We start from the raw sequence: 17012 nt of genomic DNA, 5'->3' as shown, positions 1-17012 counted from the left end.
TTTGGCACGCCTGTTCAGATCCGGCTCATACAAGTGACATTTGGTGCGCCCGGTCGGCCTCAACCCGTGTTGCGCAAGCCCGCCGCGACGCCGTTGATCGAGATGTGAATGCCGCGCTGCACGCGCTCGTTGACGGGTTCGCCTTCACGGCGGTAGCGGCGCATCAGTTCGACTTGCAAGTGATTGAGTGGGTCGAGATACGGGAAGCGGTGTTCGATCGAACGCGCCAGCGACGGGTTGGTGGCCAGGCGCTGTTTCTCGCCAGTGATCAGTGCGAGGGCGGCCGAGGTGGCCTGCCATTCGGCCTGGATGGCCGCGAAGATGCGCTTGCCCAGGCGCTTGTCTTCCACCAGCTCGACGTAGCGTGCTGCGATGCCGAGATCGCTCTTCGCCAACACCATGTCCATGTTGGAGAGCAGGGTGCGGAAGAAGGGCCACTGGCGGTGCATGCGTTGCAGCAGTGCGAGCCGCTCCTTGCGCGACTCCGACAGAAAACCCTGGATCGCCGAACCGAAGCCGTACCAGCCGGGCAGTGCAACGCGGCACTGGCCCCAACTGAACCCCCACGGGATCGCACGCAGGTCTTCGATGGCCCGCGTGGCCTTGCGTGAAGCGGGGCGCGAACCGATGTTCAGTTCTGCAATCTCGCGGATGGGCGTGGCGGCGAAAAAGTAATCCGTGAAGCCCGGGGTCTCGTACACCAGCTTGCGGTAGGCGCTCATGCTGGCGTGGCTGATGGCATCGGCCGCTTCGAGAAAGCTCTTGGGCGCACTCTTGGTGGGGTGCAGCAGCGTGGCCTCCAGGGTGGCCGCCACCAGCGTTTCGAGGTTGCGCCGCCCGATCTCGGGGTGGGCGTACTTCGAGGCGATCACCTCGCCTTGTTCAGTCAGGCGAATCTGCCCGTTCACCGTGCCCGGGGGCTGCGCGAGGATCGCCTGGTAGCTCGGGCCGCCGCCGCGCCCGACCGTGCCGCCGCGGCCGTGGAAAAGCCGCAGCGTGATGCCGTGCTCGGCGCGCAGGGCGCCGAAGAAGTCGACCAGCGCGATCTCGGCGCGGTACAGCTCCCAGTTGCTGGTGAAGAAGCCGCCGTCCTTGTTGCTGTCGCTGTAGCCGAGCATCACGTCTTGCTCGCCGCCGGAGCGCTGCATCATCGCCGCGATGCCGGGCAGCGCGTAGTAGGCGCGCATGATCGGCCCGGCATTGCGCAAGTCGCCGATGGTCTCGAACAGCGGCGAGACGATCAGGTCGCACTCGGCGTTCTCCTCCAGCGTGCCACGCATGAGGCCAACCTCTTTTTGCAGCAGCAGCACTTCGAGCAGGTCGCTCACCTCTTCGGTGTGCGAAATGATGTAGTGGCGCAGCGCCTGGCGGCCGTAGGCCTGAAGCATCGTCACCGCGGCCTCGAAGATGGCCAGTTCACCCTGCGCATGCTCGGAGTAGCTCGCCGCACGCACCCGCAGCGGGCGCGCGTCGTTGAGCAGGCGCAACAGCAGCGCGCGTCGCGCGGGCTCGTCGAGCGCGCTGTAGTCGGCCTCGATGCGCGCCACCTGGAGCAGCTCGGCCACCACGGCCTCGTGTTTGTCGGAGCTCTGGCGCAGGTCCACCGTGGCCAGGTGAAAGCCGAACACCTGCACCGCACGCATCAGAGGGCGCAGGCGGGGCGCGATCAGCGCGTGCGCATGATGGCTTTGCAGCGATTGCTCGATCACACCCAGGTCGTGCAGGAAGTCTTCGCTGCGGCTGTAGGGTGCCTGCGGCGCAACCGCATGGCGCAGGGCTTCTGTGCCCGTGAGTTTGTGCAGCGTGGCAGCCAGGCGCGCGTACATGCCGATCAGCGCGCGGCGATAGGGCTCGTCCTCACGGTGCACGCCGTGGTCGGGCGACGCCTCGGCCAGTGCCTTCATTGCGGGAGTGACCGGTGCGAGCATGGCCGAGATCGACAGCTCCGCGCCCAGCTCGTGCACTTCTGTCAGGTAGAAGCGCAGCACGGTTTCGCTCTGGCGGCGCAGGGCCATCTGCAGCGTCTCGGCGGTCACGTTGGGGTTGCCGTCGCGATCGCCACCGATCCAGTTGCCCATGCGAAAAAAGGAGGCAATGCCGTGGCCGGGCAGGGCGTCTTCGAGTTCGCGGTACATGCGCGGGATCTGGCGCAGGAACGTGGTCTGGTAGTAGCTCAGCGCGTTCTCGATCTCGTCCGCCACGGTGAGCTTGGTGTAGCGCAGCATGCGCGTTTGCCACAGCTGCGTCACGCGGGCGCGCAGCAGAGCTTCGTTCTCGGCGAGTTCGCGCGCGGTGACGAGCGTGTCGCGCACCCCGATCAGCTCGGCGATGGCGCGTTCGGCGTCGAGGATGCTCTTGCGCTGCACCTCGGTCGGATGCGCCGTGAGAACGGGTGAGATATAGGCGTGCTGCAGGGTTTCGGCGATGGTCGAGGCGCGCACGTCGGCCTCGGCGAGGCGCTCCAGGCACATGGCCAGCGAGCCCTCTTGCAGGTGCCCCTGGCGATCGTGGTGCTCGCGGCGGCGCACGTGTTGCCGGTCTTCGGCGATGTTGGCCAGGTGCGAGAAGTAGCTGAAGGCGCGGATCACGCTCACCGTCTGGTCGCCCGAGAGGTTCTTCAGCAGCCTGTCGAGCGAGCGGCCGGCTTGCGCGTCGCGCTTCAGGCGGTAGCCTACCGAGAGCTGGCGAACCCGCTCGATCAGCTCGAAGGCCGCCTTGCCTTCCTGCTCGCGGATCACGTCGCCGAGGATGCGGCCGAGCAAGCGGATGTCGGTGACCAGGGGGAGGTTCTTGGCATCGTCAGGCTGGGCGCGGGGCATGGTCATCCTTTGTGAACAGGGGCGGTGCAGAAACGCTGGCGGGGACCCGTCCCCGTAATTTGGTTACACCCTTGTGATGGTACCGGTTTCTTGCGGTGGTGAGGCGGGCGCAAGGCCCCCTGCTAGCATCGCCCGATGCCTCATCCACAGCCCACTCCCTTGTTGATCGCCACGCGTGAAAGCCGCCTCGCGCTCTGGCAGGCCGAGCATGTGCGCGCCCTGCTGAAGCAGCAGTTTGGCCTCGACGTGGGACTGCTCGGAATGACCACCCGCGGGGACCAGATCCTCGACCGCAGCCTGTCGAAGGTGGGTGGCAAGGGCTTGTTCGTGAAAGAGCTTGAAACAGCGCTAGAAGAAGGCCGAGCACACCTCGCAGTGCACTCGCTCAAGGACGTTCCGATGGAGCTGCCCGACGGTTTTGCGCTCGCCGCCGTGCTTGAACGCGAAGACCCGCGTGATGCGCTGGTGTCCAACAACTACGCATCGCTGTCCGACCTGCCCGAGGGGGCCTGCGTGGGTACGTCCAGCTTGCGCCGCGTGGTGCTGTTGCGCGCGTTGCGGCCGGACCTTCGCATCGAGCCCTTGCGCGGCAATCTCGACACGCGCCTGCGCAAGCTCGATGAAGGACAGTTCGATGCCATCGTGCTGGCGGCCGCGGGCCTCAAGCGGCTGGGGCTCGCCGATCGCATCCGGTCCACGTTCGAGCCCGATCAGATGATCCCCGCGGCCGGGCAGGGCGCATTGGGCATCGAAGTGCTGGCCGACGCCATGCCTCTGCGACAGCAGCTCGCCGAACTCATTCACCGCCCCACCTGGCTGGCGGTGCAGGCCGAGCGGGCCGTTTCGCGTGCGCTGGGCGGCAGCTGCAGCATGCCGCTCGCCGCTCACGCGGTGTGGCGCGCCGATGTGTTGCACATCGTGGCCGCGCTGGGTGACGGCCAGGACACCACCCGGGCGCTGCTCCGTGCCGAGTTGCGGTCCAGCGTCGTCGACGACGATGCGGCGCGCGCGCTCGGTGAGCAGGTTGCGACCATGCTGCGCGAGCAGGGCGCCGCCGACTACCTGGCCGCGCCGTAGGCACGATGCGCGTGCTCGTCACACGGCCTGCTGCACAGGCCCGCGAATGGGTCGAGCGCCTGCGCGCCGCGGGCATCGAGGCCGAAGCTCTGCCTTTGATCGACATCGCACCGGCGCCCGATGCCATCGCCGTGGGCCGTGCGTGGTCAAAGCTGGCGGCCCACACCATGGTGGTATTCGTGAGCCCCAACGCCGTCACGGAATTCTTCGCGGCGCGACCCGCCGGGCAGGTCTGGCCTGACGACGTTTGGGCTGCATCCCCCGGCCCCGGTACGAGCCGCGCGCTGCGCGACTTGGGTGTGGCCCAGGTCGTCGAGCCCGCCGCCGACTCGCCGCAGTTCGACTCCGAGGCGCTGTGGCTGCAGCTCGAATCGCACGACTGGCTTGGCCGGCAGGTGCTCGTGGTGCGAGGCGACGGCGGGCGTGACTGGTTGGCGTCGCGGCTTCGCGAGCAGGGTGCGCACGTCGAGTTCGTCACGGCCTATTCGCGTGGCGCGCCGAGCCTCACCACGCCGCAGCAGGGTTTGCTGAGCGAGGCGCTGGCAGATCCCGCGGGTCACGTGTGGTTCTTCAGCAGCTCGGAGGCGATCACGAACCTCGAACCCCTGGCGCCGCGCGCACGATGGGACCGGACCCGGGCGATCGCGACACATTCGCGCATCGCCGAGCGTGCGCGTCGTCTCGGCATAGCCCATGTCACCGAAGCGCGGCCATCGCACGAAGCCGTGATCGCGTGCATACAATCGTTCGCATCGTGAGCGACGTCACACAAACCCCTGCCAGCCCGCCGCCTGCGCCTGCAGTGGCTGCACCGGCTAACGCGCGTCAGCAGCGTGTCGCATGGATCGTTGCGGGTGTGCTCACCCTTCTGGTCGTTCTGGCGCTTGCGCTCGCGTGGTCTGCCGAACGCCGAATCCGCAAGCTCGAACAGGAGTTGGTGCGGCGCCAGCAAGACATGCAGACGGTGTCCGCCGAGGCCCGCTTGCTGGCCAAGCGCGCCGACGAGACGGCACGTGAGAGCGCCTCCAAGGTGTCGCTGCTCGAATCGCGCCTGCAAGAAGTCTCGATGCAGCGCACGCAGCTCGAAGACCTCATTCAATCGCTCGCAAGATCTCGTGACGAGAATGTGCTGGTCGACATCGACGCCGGTCTGCGCCTGGCGCAGCAGCAGGCCACGATCACCGGCAGCGCGGAGCCCCTCGTGGCTGCGCTCAAGCAGGCCGACGAGCGTGTCTCGCGCTACAACCAACCGCGGCTCGAAGGCGTCCGGCGTGCCATCGCGCGCGACATCGATCGCGTACGCGACGTGGGCGTGCCCGATGTCGCGGCGCTGTCGCTCAAGCTCGACGAAGCCATCCGCCTGATCGATGAACTGCCACTGGTGTCGCAGGCCGAGCCGCGCAAGGAGCCTGCCAAGGCAGCATCTGCCGCGGCGCCCAAGCCGATGGCGCGCAGCGCGTCAGGTGCATCGCAGCCCGAATCCGGCTGGTCGTCGGCCGTATCGCGCGGTTGGGCCGCATTTATGGAGCGCGTGTGGGGTGAAACGCGCAGCCTGGTCCGCGTCACGCGCATCGAGCATCACGATGCCATGCTGCTGGCACCTGAGCAGGCGTTCTTCCTGCGCGAGAACCTCAAGCTGCGCTTGCTGAACGCGCGCCTTGCCTTGTTGAGCCGCCAGTTCGACGCCGTGCAGACCGATCTGCAGAGCGCGCAGCAGACCCTCGACCGCTACTTCGATCGCAGCTCACGCCGCACGGCGGTTGCCGCCGAGCTGTGCAAGCAAGTGGCGGCGGGCGCCCGCCAGGTGAGCCTGCCGCGTCCTGACAACACACTCGCTGCGCTGGCGGCGGCCACGGCTGGGCGCTGATCGCTTCCATGCGCGCAGTCATCTGGTTCATTCTTTTGTTCGCGGTGGCCGTCGTGGCCGCCACCACTTTCGGTGCGAACGACGGGCTCGTGTCGATCTACTGGAACGGTTGGCGCATGGATGTCTCCATGAACCTGTTCCTGCTGGTGCTTCTGGGCGTGTGCCTCGCCCTCGTGGCGGCCATCCAGGCTGTAGGTGGGTTGATCAGCCTGCCACGCCGTGCCCACGAATGGCGTGTGGCGCGCCGGGATCGCACGGCGCAAGCCTCGTTGCGCGAGGCGCTGGCGCAGTACCTTGGCGGCCGCTACACGCGGGCGCAGAAATCTGCGCAGCGCGCCTTGCTGATCCAGTCCGAAACGCCCGAGCTCGTGCAGGACAACGAGTTCACCGTGCTGGGCCACCTGCTTGCCGCAGGCAGCGCGCACCGGCTGCAGGATCGCGCGCGGCGCGATGATCAGCTGGAGCGCGCCTTCGAACTCAGCAGCCGCAGCATGCTGGCCCGTTCTGCAGAGGAAGGGGCCCGGCTTCTTGCCGCCGAATGGGCGCTCGAAGACCGCGACGCGCCGCGCGCCCTGGAGCTGCTCGCCGCATTGCCCCCGGGCGTGGCCCGGCGCACCCACGCGCTGCGCATGAAGCTGCAGGCAAGCCGCCTCGCCGATCAGCCTCAGGAAGCCCTGAAGACCGCCCGGCTTCTGGCCAAGCATCAGGCCTTCTCGAAAGGTGCTGCGCAAGGTTTGCTGCGATCGCTGGCCTTCGAATCGCTAGACGCTGCCCGTGACGCCGACCAGGTGCGCAGCATGTGGTTCGCGCTCGACGGCGCCGACCGGCGTGATCCCTTTGTGGCCGCACGGGCTGCTGCCACGCTCGCGCAGCACGGTGCAGGCGCAGAAGGCCGAGCCTGGCTGCGCCCGTTCTGGGACCGCCTCGGCGACTTGAGCGCTGACGAGCGCGCGGCGCTCTCGCATGGCCTGGTGGCGAGCATGGCGGGCCTGTCGCCGGATTGGCTGGCGCGGCTCGAATCCGCCGCGCAGGCGCACCCTCGAGAGGCGGCGGTCGCCTACGCAGTCGGCTGCGCCTTGGCCGAACGCGAGTTGTGGGGCAAGGCCCGATTGTTGTTGGAGCAAGCCTCCGTAGCCCGTGAGCTGCCGCGTGACGCGCGTCGGCATGCATGGCTCCTGCTGGCACGCATGGCCGAAGAGCAGTCCAACACCGAACGCGCCGCGATTTGCTACGAGGCTGCGGCCAAGTTGTAGACGCCTGCAGATCCGTGCTACACTCTCGGTCTTCGCGGCTGTAGCTCAGTTGGATTAGAGTACTTGGCTACGAACCAAGGGGTCGTGGGTTCGAATCCTGCCAGCCGCACCAAACAATAAGAAATGGATCAACAGCTTAGAGGCGCCAAGCCCCTAGGCTGTTTTTCTTTCTGCCTACGCCTTCCACGCTCTTGGGGATAAAGAGCCTGCCTGCGCCCGCTGGCCCTCAAGGCTGGTCACATGACTCAAGCTCGGGCGCACCGGGCAACTCGGGCCGTCCCCTCGCAAATCAAGGTAGCGCCAATGCCGCTGGCCGCACCGATTGGTGGATTGGCGGCCCGGTTCACTCCGCTCGCCACGCCTGCGAGAACTGCTCGATGAAGCTCGGCGACCCGGTCAGGGTGAGCGTGACGGTGTGCCAGCCGCCGGCTTCCACGTTGACTTGCAGGTCGTGGTCCCAATCCATGCCTTCGTCTGCAGGCCCGTGAGTGTGCGGATAGTGCTGCCAGGCCCAATCGAGCACCTGCTGTACTTCACGCATGAGTCGTTCGTGGTGCTCGAGCTGCGTCGAGGCCATGGCCTCCAGTGTCGTGACGCCTTCGGTGTTGTCGCTGAGGTCGAAGCTCAGGTAGCGCATGCCGTGGCGGCGCTACTGCTGTGCCTGGAGCATGGCGCCCATCTTCTGATGAATCAGGTTGACGGCCTTGAGCGGGCGGATCAGCACCTTGAACTCGACGATGCGGCCTTGCTCGTCCCACTTGAGCATGTCGACCCCATTCACGGCGATCCCGTCGATGGTGACCTGGAACTCCAGCACGGCGTCGCTCGGGCCCGAGATCTCTCGCACGTAGGTGAAGCTCGGATTGAAGAAGACGCGAAATGCGGCCGCGAGGTACTGCGTGGTGATGGCCTTGCCCACCTGCGGCGTGTGGACCACTGGCGAATGGAAGACGACGTCGTCGGCCAACAGTTCGGATAGGCCGGCGGCGTTGCGAGAGGCGACGAGCTGGTGCCAGGTGGGCAGCGTAGCGATGGTCACGGGGTTCCTTTCAATGCGGATGTTCGGCGCGGGCTCTTTAGCGCCTTCGCCGATGGCTGCTTCACCGCCGAATATAGGGCGGCACTTCGCTACCGCCAAGGACGCCGCCCGGCGGTGGTCCCTCGCACGGTTTTTGCTCAGCGTTGCCTTAGACTCGCCGCTCGTTCGTCATCCAAAAGGTGGCTCATGAAGAAACTGATTCGCATCGCCCGCCGTACCCTGGCGGTTTCCGTGGTGGCAGGCACGGCCATCGGCGCCCACGCCGCCACCACGTTCATCTACTGCTCAGAGGGCAGCCCCGAGGGGTTCGACCCCGGGCGCTACACCGCTGGCACCACGTTCAACGCGAGTTCGCGGCCGCTATTCAATCGGCTGGTCGAGTTCGAGGACGGCGGCACGAACATCGTGCCGGGCCTGGCCGAGCGCTGGACGGTGAGCCCGGATGGATTGGTCTACACCTTCCATCTGCGCAAGGGCGTCAAGTTTCACAGCACCGACTACTTCAAGCCCACGCGCGAGCTGAACGCCGACGACGTGATCTTCACGTTCGATCGCATGACGAACAAGGAGAACGCTTTCCAGAAGGCGTCACCCGCGTCGTTCGACTACGCCTCCGACATGGGGCTCAACACCAACGTCGTCAAGTTGGAGAAGCCTGATGCGATGACGGTGCGCATCACGCTGAAGACAGTGGACGCCGCATTCTTGGCCAACATGGCGATGGACTTCGCCTCCATTCATTCGGCCGAGTACGCCGATCAGTTGCTCAAGGCGGGCAAGGGCGCCGAGCTGAACGTGAAGCCGATCGGCACCGGGCCCTTCGTGCTGCGCCGCTACGAGAAGGATTCACAGATCCGCTACGCCGCCTTCGAGAGCTACTGGAAGGGCAAGGCCAAGATCGACAACCTGATCTTCGCGATCACCGTCGACTCGGCGGTGCGTGCGCAAAAGCTCAAGGCGGGCGAGTGCCACATGTCTGCCTATCCCAAGCCGGCCGAGGTGGAAGCGCTGAAGAAGGAGCCCCGCCTCAAGCTCATGTCGCAGCAGGGCTTGAACGTGGGCTATCTCGTTCTCAATGTGAAGCACAAGCCGTTCGACAGCCTGGAGGTGCGCCAGGCCATCAACATGGCGATCAACAAGAAGTCGCTGGTCGAGGCGGTGTACCAGGGCGCGGGTGCAGCGGCCACGAACCCGATCCCGCCCACGATGTGGTCGTACAACAAGTCGATCAAGGACTATGAGTACAGCCCCGAGAAGGCCAAGGCCTTGCTGGCCAAGGCGGGCTACCCGACTGGCTTCGAGACCAAGCTCTGGGCGTTGCCGGTGCAGCGGCCCTACAACCCCAACGGCCAGCAGGCGGCCGAGCTGATCCAGGCGGATCTCGCCAAGATCGGCATCAAGACGCAGATCGTCAAGTACGAATGGGCCGAGTACCTCAAGCGCGCGAAGGCTGGCGAGGCCGACATCGGCATGTTCGGCTGGACCGGCGACAACGGCGACCCCGACAACTTCATGGCCACGCTGCTGAGCTGCGCGGCGGTGGGGGGCTCCAACTACGGTCAGTGGTGCAACAAGGAATACGACGACCTCGTCAACAAGGCCAAGCAGACGAGCAACCTGCCCGAACGCACCAAGCTCTACGAGCGGGCGCAGGTGGTCTTCAAGCGCGAGGCGCCTTGGGTGCCGATGGCGCATTCGGTGGTGTACCAGCCGATGCAGAAGAACGTCGAGGGCTACAAGATGAGCCCCTTCGGCACCGTGCAGTTCTACGGCGTGAGCCTGAAGTGAACCCACGAACGCCGTGCGCCCGTAGCGGGTGCACGGCGCGCATGAACCTCCCCTTTCCTGACGAGGACTCCCGATGCGTTTGACGACCCTGGCGCTCGCCGCGCTTGCCCTGGTGGCGAGCTCGTGCAGCACGCCCCCCCAGAACAAGGCTTCCCTCGATCGCAGCGGCTTCGATGCCAGCGTGCGCGCGCAAGACGACCTCTTCCGTGCCGTGAACGGGCAGTGGATGAAGGACACGCCGATCCCCGCCGACAAGTCCAGCTACGGCACGTTCTACGTCCTGAGCGACCGCTCCGACGCACGCGTGCGCCAGATCGTTGAAGAGCTTGCTGCCAAGAAAGATGCGGCGGGCAACGAGCAGAAGATCGGCGCCTACTACCGCAGCTTCGTGGACGAGGCGGCGATCGACAAGGCAGGCCTCACGCCGCTTGCGCCCTGGTTGGCCGAGATCGCCGCACTCAAGACCCGCGCCGATCTCGCCGCGCTCTTCGGCCGCTGGCAGGGGCGGGTGCCCACACCCTTGAGTACCGATGTCGAACCCGACGCCAAGCAGCCCGAGGTCTACCGCGTGTACTTCTGGCAGCGTGGGCTGGGCCTGCCTGATCGCGACTACTACCTGGTCGAGAAGAACGAGCGCTTCGACAAGGCCCGTGCGGCGTACATGCAGTACCTGGAGACCTTGCTCACGCTGAGCGGCGACACGGCCGCAGCGGCGAACGCAAAGCGCATCTATGCCATCGAGATGCGGCTGGCGCAGGCGCAGTGGTCGCGCGTCGACGTGCGCGATCCGATCAAGATGTACAACCCGTACCAGTTGCCCGCGTGGACGGCCGAGGCGCCGGGGCTCGACTGGGCGCTGATGCTCCAGCACGCGGGTCTGCCGGCGGGCGAGCGGTTCATCGTGGGCCAGCCGAGCTATGCACGTGCTCTCGCGAAAGCGGTGGCCGAGGTGCCGCTCGACGACTGGAAGCTCTACCTGCGCGCGCGCCTGCTCGATGACGTGGCGCCTGTGTTGCCGAAGGCCTACCGCGACGCCAACTTCGAATTCAGAGGGCGAGCCCTTCAAGGCAAGGAGCAGCCCCTGCCGCGCTGGCAGCAGGCCACGGCGGCACTCGACGGCGCGCTGGGCGAGGCGGTGGGCCAGATCTACGTGGCGCGGCATTTCCCGCCGGCCTACAAGGCGCGCATGAGCGAACTGGTGAAGAACCTGCTCGCCACTTATGGCACCTCGATCGACGGCCTCACCTGGATGGGCCCGCAGACCAAGCTGCGCGCCAAGGAGAAGCTCGCCGCCTACACCACCAAGATCGGCTACCCCGATGCGTGGCGTGACTACAGCGCGCTCACCGTGCGCGATGGCGACCCGGTCGGCAATGCCATGCGCGCCGGGCGCTTCAGCTACGAGTTCCGCGCGCTGCGGGCGGGCCACGCGGTCGACCGCCGCGAGTGGGAGATGACACCCCAGACCGTCAACGCCTACTACAACCCGTTGGCCAACGAGATCGTGTTCCCTGCGGCCATCCTGGAGCCGCCGTTCTTCGACATGGCCGCTGACGACGCGGCCAACTACGGCGCAATCGGCGCCATCATCGGCCACGAGATCAGCCATGGTTTCGACGACCAGGGCAGCCGCTTCGACGCGGCAGGCAAGCTCGAGAACTGGTGGACCGAAGACGACCGCAAGGCCTTCGACAAACTGACCGCGAGCCTGGTGGAACAGTTCAATGCCTATGAGCCGTTGCCCGGCAAGAAGGTCAACGGCACGCTCACGCTGGGTGAGAACATCGCCGACCTCTCAGGCTTGCAGATTGCGTACAAGGCCTACCACCTGGCGCTGGCCGGCAAGACAGCACCCGTGGTCGACGGCATGACGGGTGACCAGCGCTTCTTCCTGTCCTGGGCCAAGGCCTGGCGACTCAAGTCGCGCGCCGAGCGCGAGGCCATGCTGCTGACCGTCGACAGTCACTCGCCGCCGGAGTTCCGCGCCAACGGTGCAGCCGTCAATCACGACGGCTTCCACTCGAGTTTCGGCACCCAACCCGGCGATGGCATGTACAAGCCGGCCGACGCGCGCATCCGCATCTGGTGACCCATGCAAGGACACAGCTTCAGGCAACTCGCTCTCGCCGCCGCGCTGCTCGCCTCGGCCCCTGCCGCGCTCGCGGCACCGCCTCTGCACAGCGGCATCGAACGCGCGGGGCTCGACGCCAGCGTGCGCCCGCAGGACGACCTCTTTCTGGCAGCCAACGGCCAGTGGCTGAAGGACACACCCATCCCGGCGGACAAGTCGGCCTATGGCCTGTTCCAGATCCTGGCAGACCGCGCCGACGCGCGCGTGCGTGCCATCTGCGAAGAGCTCGCCGATGCGCGCGCCGCGCAGGGCAGCATCGAGCAGAAGGTGGGTTCTTACTACCGCGGCTATGTGGACGTGGCCGCCATCGACACCGCCGCCATGGCACCACTCGCGCCATGGCAGGCTCAGATCGATGCAGTCGTCACAACGGCTGACTTGGCCGCGTTGTGGGGGCGTTGGGCGGGCATCGTCGAGGCACCGGTCGCGACCTACGTGGGCGGCGACCCCAAGCAGCCGGCCATCAACCGCGTCGCTACCTATCAATCGGGGCTGGGCCTGCCCGACCGCGAGTACTACCTGAAAGACGAGGCGAACTTCGTCAAGGCGCGCGATGCCTACCTCACCTACATGGAGACGCTGCTTCGCCTGGGCGGCGATGCCGACGCGGCGGTCCATGCACGCGATGTGATGGCGCTGGAGACCCGCATTGCCAAGGCGCAGTGGGACCAGGTCGACGCGCAGGATGCCCTCAAGACCTACAACCCCATGACGGTGAAGGGGCTCAGCGCCCGCGCACCGGGGCTCAACTGGGCGGCCTACTACAAGGCGGCTGCCATGCCGAAGATTGACCGGCTTTCGATGCACGAGCCCAGCTACGCGCGTGCGCTGGCGCGGCTCGTCAACCGCGAGCCCATCGCCACCTGGCGGCATTACCAGCGCGTGCGCCTGTACGACGCCATGGCCGCGGTGCTCCCGCAAGCCTGGCGCGACGCCGAGTTCGCCTACCGAGGCAAGGCCTTGCGCGGCCTGGAGCAACCGCGCCCGAGATGGCAGCAGGCCACGGCGGCCATCGATGGGGCACTCGGCGAAGCCGTGGGGCAGGTCTACGTGGCGCGGCACTTCCCGCCCGAAGCCAAGGCTCGCATGAAGATCCTGGTGGACAACCTCTTCGTCGCTTTCGGTCAGTCGATCGACACGCTCACCTGGATGACACCCGCCACCAAGAAGCAGGCGCACAAGAAACTAGCGAGCTACATGGTGAAGATCGGGTACCCCGACAAGTGGCGTGACTACACCCGGCTCGAGGTCATCGGCGGCGACGCGCTCGGCAACCTGGCGCGTGCGCGCCGCTTCGAGCACGAGCGCACCGCGGTGCAGATCGGCAAGCCGGTCGATCGCACCGAATGGGGCATGACGCCGCAGACGGTGAACGCGTACTACAACCCGACGATGAACGAGATCGTGTTCCCGGCAGCCATCCTCGACAAGCCGTTGTTCGACCTCGAAGCCGACGACGCCGCCAACTACGCGGCCACCGGCGGCACCATCGGCCACGAGATCAGCCACGGCTTCGACGACCAGGGCAGCCAGTACGACGGCACCGGCAAGCTGAACAACTGGTGGACGCGCGCCGACCGCAAGGCCTTCGACAAGCTCGGCGACCGCCTGGCCAAGCAGTTCGACGCCTACGAGCCCGTGCCGGGCCGCAAGGTCAATGGTCGCCTCACGCTGGGCGAGAACATCGCCGACCTGTCGGGCCTCGAGATTGCCTACAAGGCCTGGCGCCTCTCGCTCAAGGGCAAGGAGCCGCCGGTGATCGACGGGCTGACCGGCGACGAGCGCTTCTTCCTGGCCTGGGGCATCTCGTGGCGCGAGAACATGCGCGAACAGCGCATGCTGGAGTTGCTGGTGAGCGACCCGCACGCACCCGCCGCCACGCGCGCCAACGGCACGGTGGTCAACATGGATGTATTCCACAAGGCCTACCGCACGCAGCCCGGCGATCGCATGTACAAACCGAGCAAGCAGCGCATTCGCATCTGGTAGCGCGCTGGTAGATATCTGGTCGCCAACTTGTGGCCCGCCGCCGGGCACAGGGGTTGCTCCCCTCGCCATCGGCAGGCCTTTTGCTCACACTCGACGCCATGAAGAAAACGCACTCCCTGATGCAGGCCGCCGCACTGGCGCTCGGCCTCGCTGCAAGCGCCGCCCATGCGGCCGGCACCCTCACCGTCTGCACCGAGGCCTCGCCCGATGGCTTCGACATTGCGCAGTACGAATCCCTCGTCACCAACGATGCGGCGGGCCGCACCATCTACGACCAATTGCTCGGCTTCAAGCCCGGCACCACCGAGATCCGACCCGGCCTGGCCGAAAAGTGGGACATCAGCGACGATGGTCTGGTCTACACCTTCCACTTGCGCCGTGGCGTCAAGTTCCACACCACGCCTTGGTTCAAGCCCACGCGCGAATTCAACGCCGACGATGTGCTGTGGTCCATCAACCGTGTGAACGACAAGAAGCACCCGGCGCATGGCGTGGCCAAGAACGGCTACGTGTACTGGGAGGGCATGGGGATGTCGGCGCTGATCAAGGCGGTGGAAAAGATCGACCCCCACACCGTGCGCATCAGCCTCACGCGGCCCGAAGCGCCGTTCCTCGCCGACATGGCGATGGAAGCCCTCGGCTCGGTGTACTCGGCCGAGTACGGTGAGCAACTGCTCAAGGCCGGCAAGCTGGATCAGATCAACACCCAGCCGGTGGGCACGGGGCCCTTCGTCTTCAAGAGCTACCAGAAAGATGCGGTGATTCGCTACACCGCCAACACCGCCTACTGGGGCGGCGCACCGAAGGTAGACAACCTGATCTTCGCGGTGACGCTCGACCCGAACGTGCGCGTGCAGCGCCTCAAGGCGGGCGAGTGCCTGGTGGGCACGAACATGAAGCCCGAGACGGTGAGCACCTTCGACAACGACGCCAACGTGAAGATCGTTCGCAACAGCCCGCTGCTCACGGCCTACATCGCACCCAACGCCAAGCGCAAGTTCCTCTCCGACAAGCGCCTGCGCGAGGCGCTGTGGCTCTCGCTCGACAAGAAGACGTACCTCGCGGCGGTGTATGGCGGCAACGCGACCATCGCGGGCAGCTTCCTGCCGCCTTCGATCTGGAGCCACGACAAGTCGCTCGCCAACCGCTACGACCCCGAGCGCGCCAAGGCACTCGTCAAGGCGAGCGGCTACGACGGCAGCGAGCTGGTGCTGGTCACGCGCATCGGCGGCTCGATCGATGGCAAGCGCGCCGCCGAGTTGATGCAGTCCGACTGGGCGCGCGTGGGCATCAAGGTGCGCCTGCAGATGATGGAGTGGGGCGAACTGCTCAAGCGCGTGGGCAAGGGCGAGCACGACATCACCTTCCTGAGCTGGGCCGGCGACAACGGCGACCCCGACAACTTCCTCACGCCGAACCTGGCATGTGCTTCGGTCGTGAGCGGTGGCAACAAGAGCCAGTGGTGCAACAAGGAATTCGACAGCTTGCTCGACCAGGCCCGCAAGGCCACCGACGTGAAGAAACGCACCGAGCTGTACACCAAGGCGCAGAAGCTCATCTATGACGACGTGGCCGTGATCCCGACCGTGTACCCCGTCAACATGACGGCCGTGAACAAGCGCGTGCAGGGCTATGTGCCCAACCCGTTCGCCAACAACGACTTCCGTGCCGTGAGCGTGCGCCCCTGATGTTCGCGTTCGTCCTGCGGCGCCTGGCGCTCATCGTCCCGACCTTCATCGGCATCACGCTGCTTGCGTTCTCGCTGATTCACCTGATCCCCGGCGACCCGGTGCAGGTGATGGTGGGCGAGCGCCGCCTCGACCCGGCCTTCCACGCCGAGGTGCTGCACCGGCTCGGCCTGGACCGACCGCTGTACGAACAGTACGCCGTGTACCTGTGGAAGGCGCTGCATCTCGATCTGGGCGAGAGCTTCGTCACCCACGAGCCGGTGTGGAGCGAGTTCCTGAAGCTTTTCCCGGCCACGTTGGAGTTGTCGGTGTGCGCCATGTTGTTTGCAGTCACCGCTGGCGTGCTGGCGGGCGTGGTGGCGGCGATCAAGCGCGGCTCGGTGCTCGACCACGGCGTGATGGGCTTGTCGCTCACCGGGTTCTCCATGCCGATCTTCTGGTGGGGGCTGCTGCTCATCATGTTTGCCTCGGTCTACATGCGCGAGTGGGCGCCGGCTTGGGCGCTCCCGGTGTCGGGGCGCATGGCGCTGGAGTTCGACATCACGCCGCGCACGGGTTTCATGCTCGTCGACTCATGGTTGTCTGGTGAGCCGGGCGCTTTCGTCTCGGCCGCGAAGCACCTGGTGCTGCCGTCCATCGTGCTGGGCACGGTGCCGCTGGCGGTGGTGGCGCGCATGACGCGCTCGTCGATGCTGGAGGTGCTACGCGAAGACTACGTGCGCACCGCGCGCGCCAAGGGGCTCTCGCCTGCACGTGTGGTGTTCGTCCATGCCCTGCGCAATGCCCTGGTGCCGGTGATCACGGTGATCGGCTTGCTGGTAGGGACCTTGCTGGGTGGGGCGGTGCTGACGGAGACGATCTTTTCCTGGCCGGGTGTGGGGAAGTGGTTGATCGATGCGATCAGCCGTCGGGACTACCCGGTGGTGCAGGGGGGGATCTTGATCGTGGCGAGCTTGGTGATCGCCGTGAATTTGCTGGTGGATTTGATGTACGGGTGGGTGAACCCGCGGATTCGTCATGCGAAGTGACTTGCCCTGCATCGACGCGCATCACAGGCCGCTCAGTGCCTGCGCGCATCACAACCCGCTCAGCCTGAGGTATCGAAGGCCTGCTCCTTTTGTGGCGCTTCGCGTGGTTTGTTCTTCGTACTTCGCGCGGGTGCGCCGGGAGTCCGCCCCGGCGGGCGGGTCACTTTCATTTGCTGGCCCAAATGAAAGTAACCAAAGCAAAGGGCCCTTCATTTGGCCGAACTGCGTGGCGGCAAGACGCGACTTGTCTTTGCCATGCCCGAGCGAGCCGCCGAACACCTGCTGCGATTTCTTCCCCACTCGCCTCGCTTCGCATCGGCATGCTCGGGCGCG

Annotated in this window: 12 protein-coding genes and 1 tRNA gene; 10 read left to right on the top strand and 3 right to left on the bottom strand. The window is 66.2% G+C overall.

All coding sequences use genetic code 11. The features are described 5' to 3' along the window. Positions 1 to 59 precede the first annotated feature (59 nt). Complete coding sequence (gene ppc, locus AC1KAR_RS04945; RefSeq protein ID WP_480315056.1) at positions 60 to 2819, bottom strand: phosphoenolpyruvate carboxylase; 2760 nt, start codon at positions 2817 to 2819, stop codon at positions 60 to 62. Between the two features lie 135 nt (positions 2820 to 2954). Between ppc and hemC the strand changes: the two genes are divergently transcribed. The 5 genes from hemC to AC1KAR_RS04920 all read left to right on the top strand — a co-directional run bounded on the left by hemC (position 2955) and on the right by AC1KAR_RS04920 (position 7128). Then, on the top strand, positions 2955 to 3896 hold the full coding sequence (gene hemC, locus AC1KAR_RS04940; RefSeq protein WP_480315054.1) for a hydroxymethylbilane synthase: 942 nt from the start codon (positions 2955 to 2957) through the stop codon (positions 3894 to 3896). Positions 3897 to 3901: 5 nt separating this feature from the next. Then, a complete protein-coding gene (locus tag AC1KAR_RS04935) occupies positions 3902 to 4654 on the top strand; it encodes a uroporphyrinogen-III synthase (RefSeq protein ID WP_480315051.1) in 753 nt (250 codons plus the stop codon). Further along, positions 4651 to 5763 carry a uroporphyrinogen-III C-methyltransferase gene (locus AC1KAR_RS04930; RefSeq protein WP_480315049.1) on the top strand — a complete coding sequence of 371 codons (1113 nt, stop codon included), beginning with the start codon at positions 4651 to 4653 and terminating at the stop codon, positions 5761 to 5763. The genes AC1KAR_RS04935 and AC1KAR_RS04930 overlap by 4 nt, the downstream gene beginning before the upstream one ends. 8 nt (positions 5764 to 5771) lie before the next feature. Beyond that, positions 5772 to 7016, top strand: coding sequence for a heme biosynthesis HemY N-terminal domain-containing protein (locus AC1KAR_RS04925; protein WP_480315047.1), 1245 nt, complete (start codon positions 5772 to 5774; stop codon positions 7014 to 7016). A gap of 34 nt (positions 7017 to 7050) precedes the next feature. Further along, positions 7051 to 7128 (top strand) — tRNA-Arg (locus tag AC1KAR_RS04920). A 231-nt stretch (positions 7129 to 7359) separates the two neighbouring features. Here AC1KAR_RS04920 and AC1KAR_RS04915 read toward each other — a convergent pair. Further along, the gene (locus AC1KAR_RS04915) at positions 7360 to 7653 is read right to left on the bottom strand and encodes a hypothetical protein (RefSeq protein ID WP_480315043.1); all 294 of its coding nucleotides are present in this window, start codon (positions 7651 to 7653) and stop codon (positions 7360 to 7362) included. A gap of 12 nt (positions 7654 to 7665) precedes the next feature. Beyond that, a complete protein-coding gene (locus AC1KAR_RS04910) occupies positions 7666 to 8055 on the bottom strand; it encodes a nuclear transport factor 2 family protein (RefSeq protein WP_480315041.1) in 390 nt (129 codons plus the stop codon). A gap of 186 nt (positions 8056 to 8241) precedes the next feature. On the opposite strand from AC1KAR_RS04910, the gene AC1KAR_RS04905 reads away from it, so the two are divergent. The 5 genes from AC1KAR_RS04905 to AC1KAR_RS04885 all read left to right on the top strand — a co-directional run bounded on the left by AC1KAR_RS04905 (position 8242) and on the right by AC1KAR_RS04885 (position 16679). Beyond that, positions 8242 to 9843 (top strand): ABC transporter substrate-binding protein, encoded by a 1602-nt coding sequence (locus tag AC1KAR_RS04905; RefSeq protein WP_480315039.1) that lies wholly within the window; start codon positions 8242 to 8244, stop codon positions 9841 to 9843. A gap of 73 nt (positions 9844 to 9916) precedes the next feature. Next, positions 9917 to 11932: a M13 family metallopeptidase gene (locus AC1KAR_RS04900; RefSeq protein WP_480315037.1), complete on the top strand. Its 2016-nt coding sequence runs from the start codon at positions 9917 to 9919 to the stop codon at positions 11930 to 11932. A 3-nt stretch (positions 11933 to 11935) separates the two neighbouring features. Further along, on the top strand, positions 11936 to 13963 hold the full coding sequence (locus tag AC1KAR_RS04895) for a M13 family metallopeptidase (RefSeq protein WP_480315035.1): 2028 nt from the start codon (positions 11936 to 11938) through the stop codon (positions 13961 to 13963). A 98-nt stretch (positions 13964 to 14061) separates the two neighbouring features. Then, on the top strand, positions 14062 to 15651 hold the full coding sequence (locus AC1KAR_RS04890) for an ABC transporter substrate-binding protein (protein ID WP_480315032.1): 1590 nt from the start codon (positions 14062 to 14064) through the stop codon (positions 15649 to 15651). Beyond that, on the top strand, positions 15651 to 16679 hold the full coding sequence (locus AC1KAR_RS04885; RefSeq protein ID WP_480315030.1) for an ABC transporter permease subunit: 1029 nt from the start codon (positions 15651 to 15653) through the stop codon (positions 16677 to 16679). The genes AC1KAR_RS04890 and AC1KAR_RS04885 overlap by 1 nt, the downstream gene beginning before the upstream one ends. Positions 16680 to 17012: the final 333 nt, after the last annotated feature.

The organism is Piscinibacter sp. PDB1-1, assembly GCF_056675995.1.
This window is presented reverse-complemented; position numbering and strand designations above follow the sequence as displayed.

What these genes read in the sequence shown, in the direction of transcription:
- AC1KAR_RS04895 (WP_480315035.1), top strand. Translation starts at nt 11,936, where the DNA reads ATGCAAGGACACAGCTTCAGGCAACTCGCTCTCGCCGCCGCGCTGCTC.
- AC1KAR_RS04925 (WP_480315047.1), top strand. Translation starts at nt 5,772, where the DNA reads ATGCGCGCAGTCATCTGGTTCATTCTTTTGTTCGCGGTGGCCGTCGTG.
- AC1KAR_RS04885 (WP_480315030.1), top strand. Translation starts at nt 15,651, where the DNA reads ATGTTCGCGTTCGTCCTGCGGCGCCTGGCGCTCATCGTCCCGACCTTC.
- hemC (WP_480315054.1), top strand. Translation starts at nt 2,955, where the DNA reads ATGCCTCATCCACAGCCCACTCCCTTGTTGATCGCCACGCGTGAAAGC.
- ppc (WP_480315056.1), bottom strand. Translation starts at nt 2,819, where the DNA reads ATGCCCCGCGCCCAGCCTGACGATGCCAAGAACCTCCCCCTGGTCACC.
- AC1KAR_RS04900 (WP_480315037.1), top strand. Translation starts at nt 9,917, where the DNA reads ATGCGTTTGACGACCCTGGCGCTCGCCGCGCTTGCCCTGGTGGCGAGC.
- AC1KAR_RS04915 (WP_480315043.1), bottom strand. Translation starts at nt 7,653, where the DNA reads ATGCGCTACCTGAGCTTCGACCTCAGCGACAACACCGAAGGCGTCACG.
- AC1KAR_RS04905 (WP_480315039.1), top strand. Translation starts at nt 8,242, where the DNA reads ATGAAGAAACTGATTCGCATCGCCCGCCGTACCCTGGCGGTTTCCGTG.
- AC1KAR_RS04935 (WP_480315051.1), top strand. Translation starts at nt 3,902, where the DNA reads ATGCGCGTGCTCGTCACACGGCCTGCTGCACAGGCCCGCGAATGGGTC.
- AC1KAR_RS04890 (WP_480315032.1), top strand. Translation starts at nt 14,062, where the DNA reads ATGAAGAAAACGCACTCCCTGATGCAGGCCGCCGCACTGGCGCTCGGC.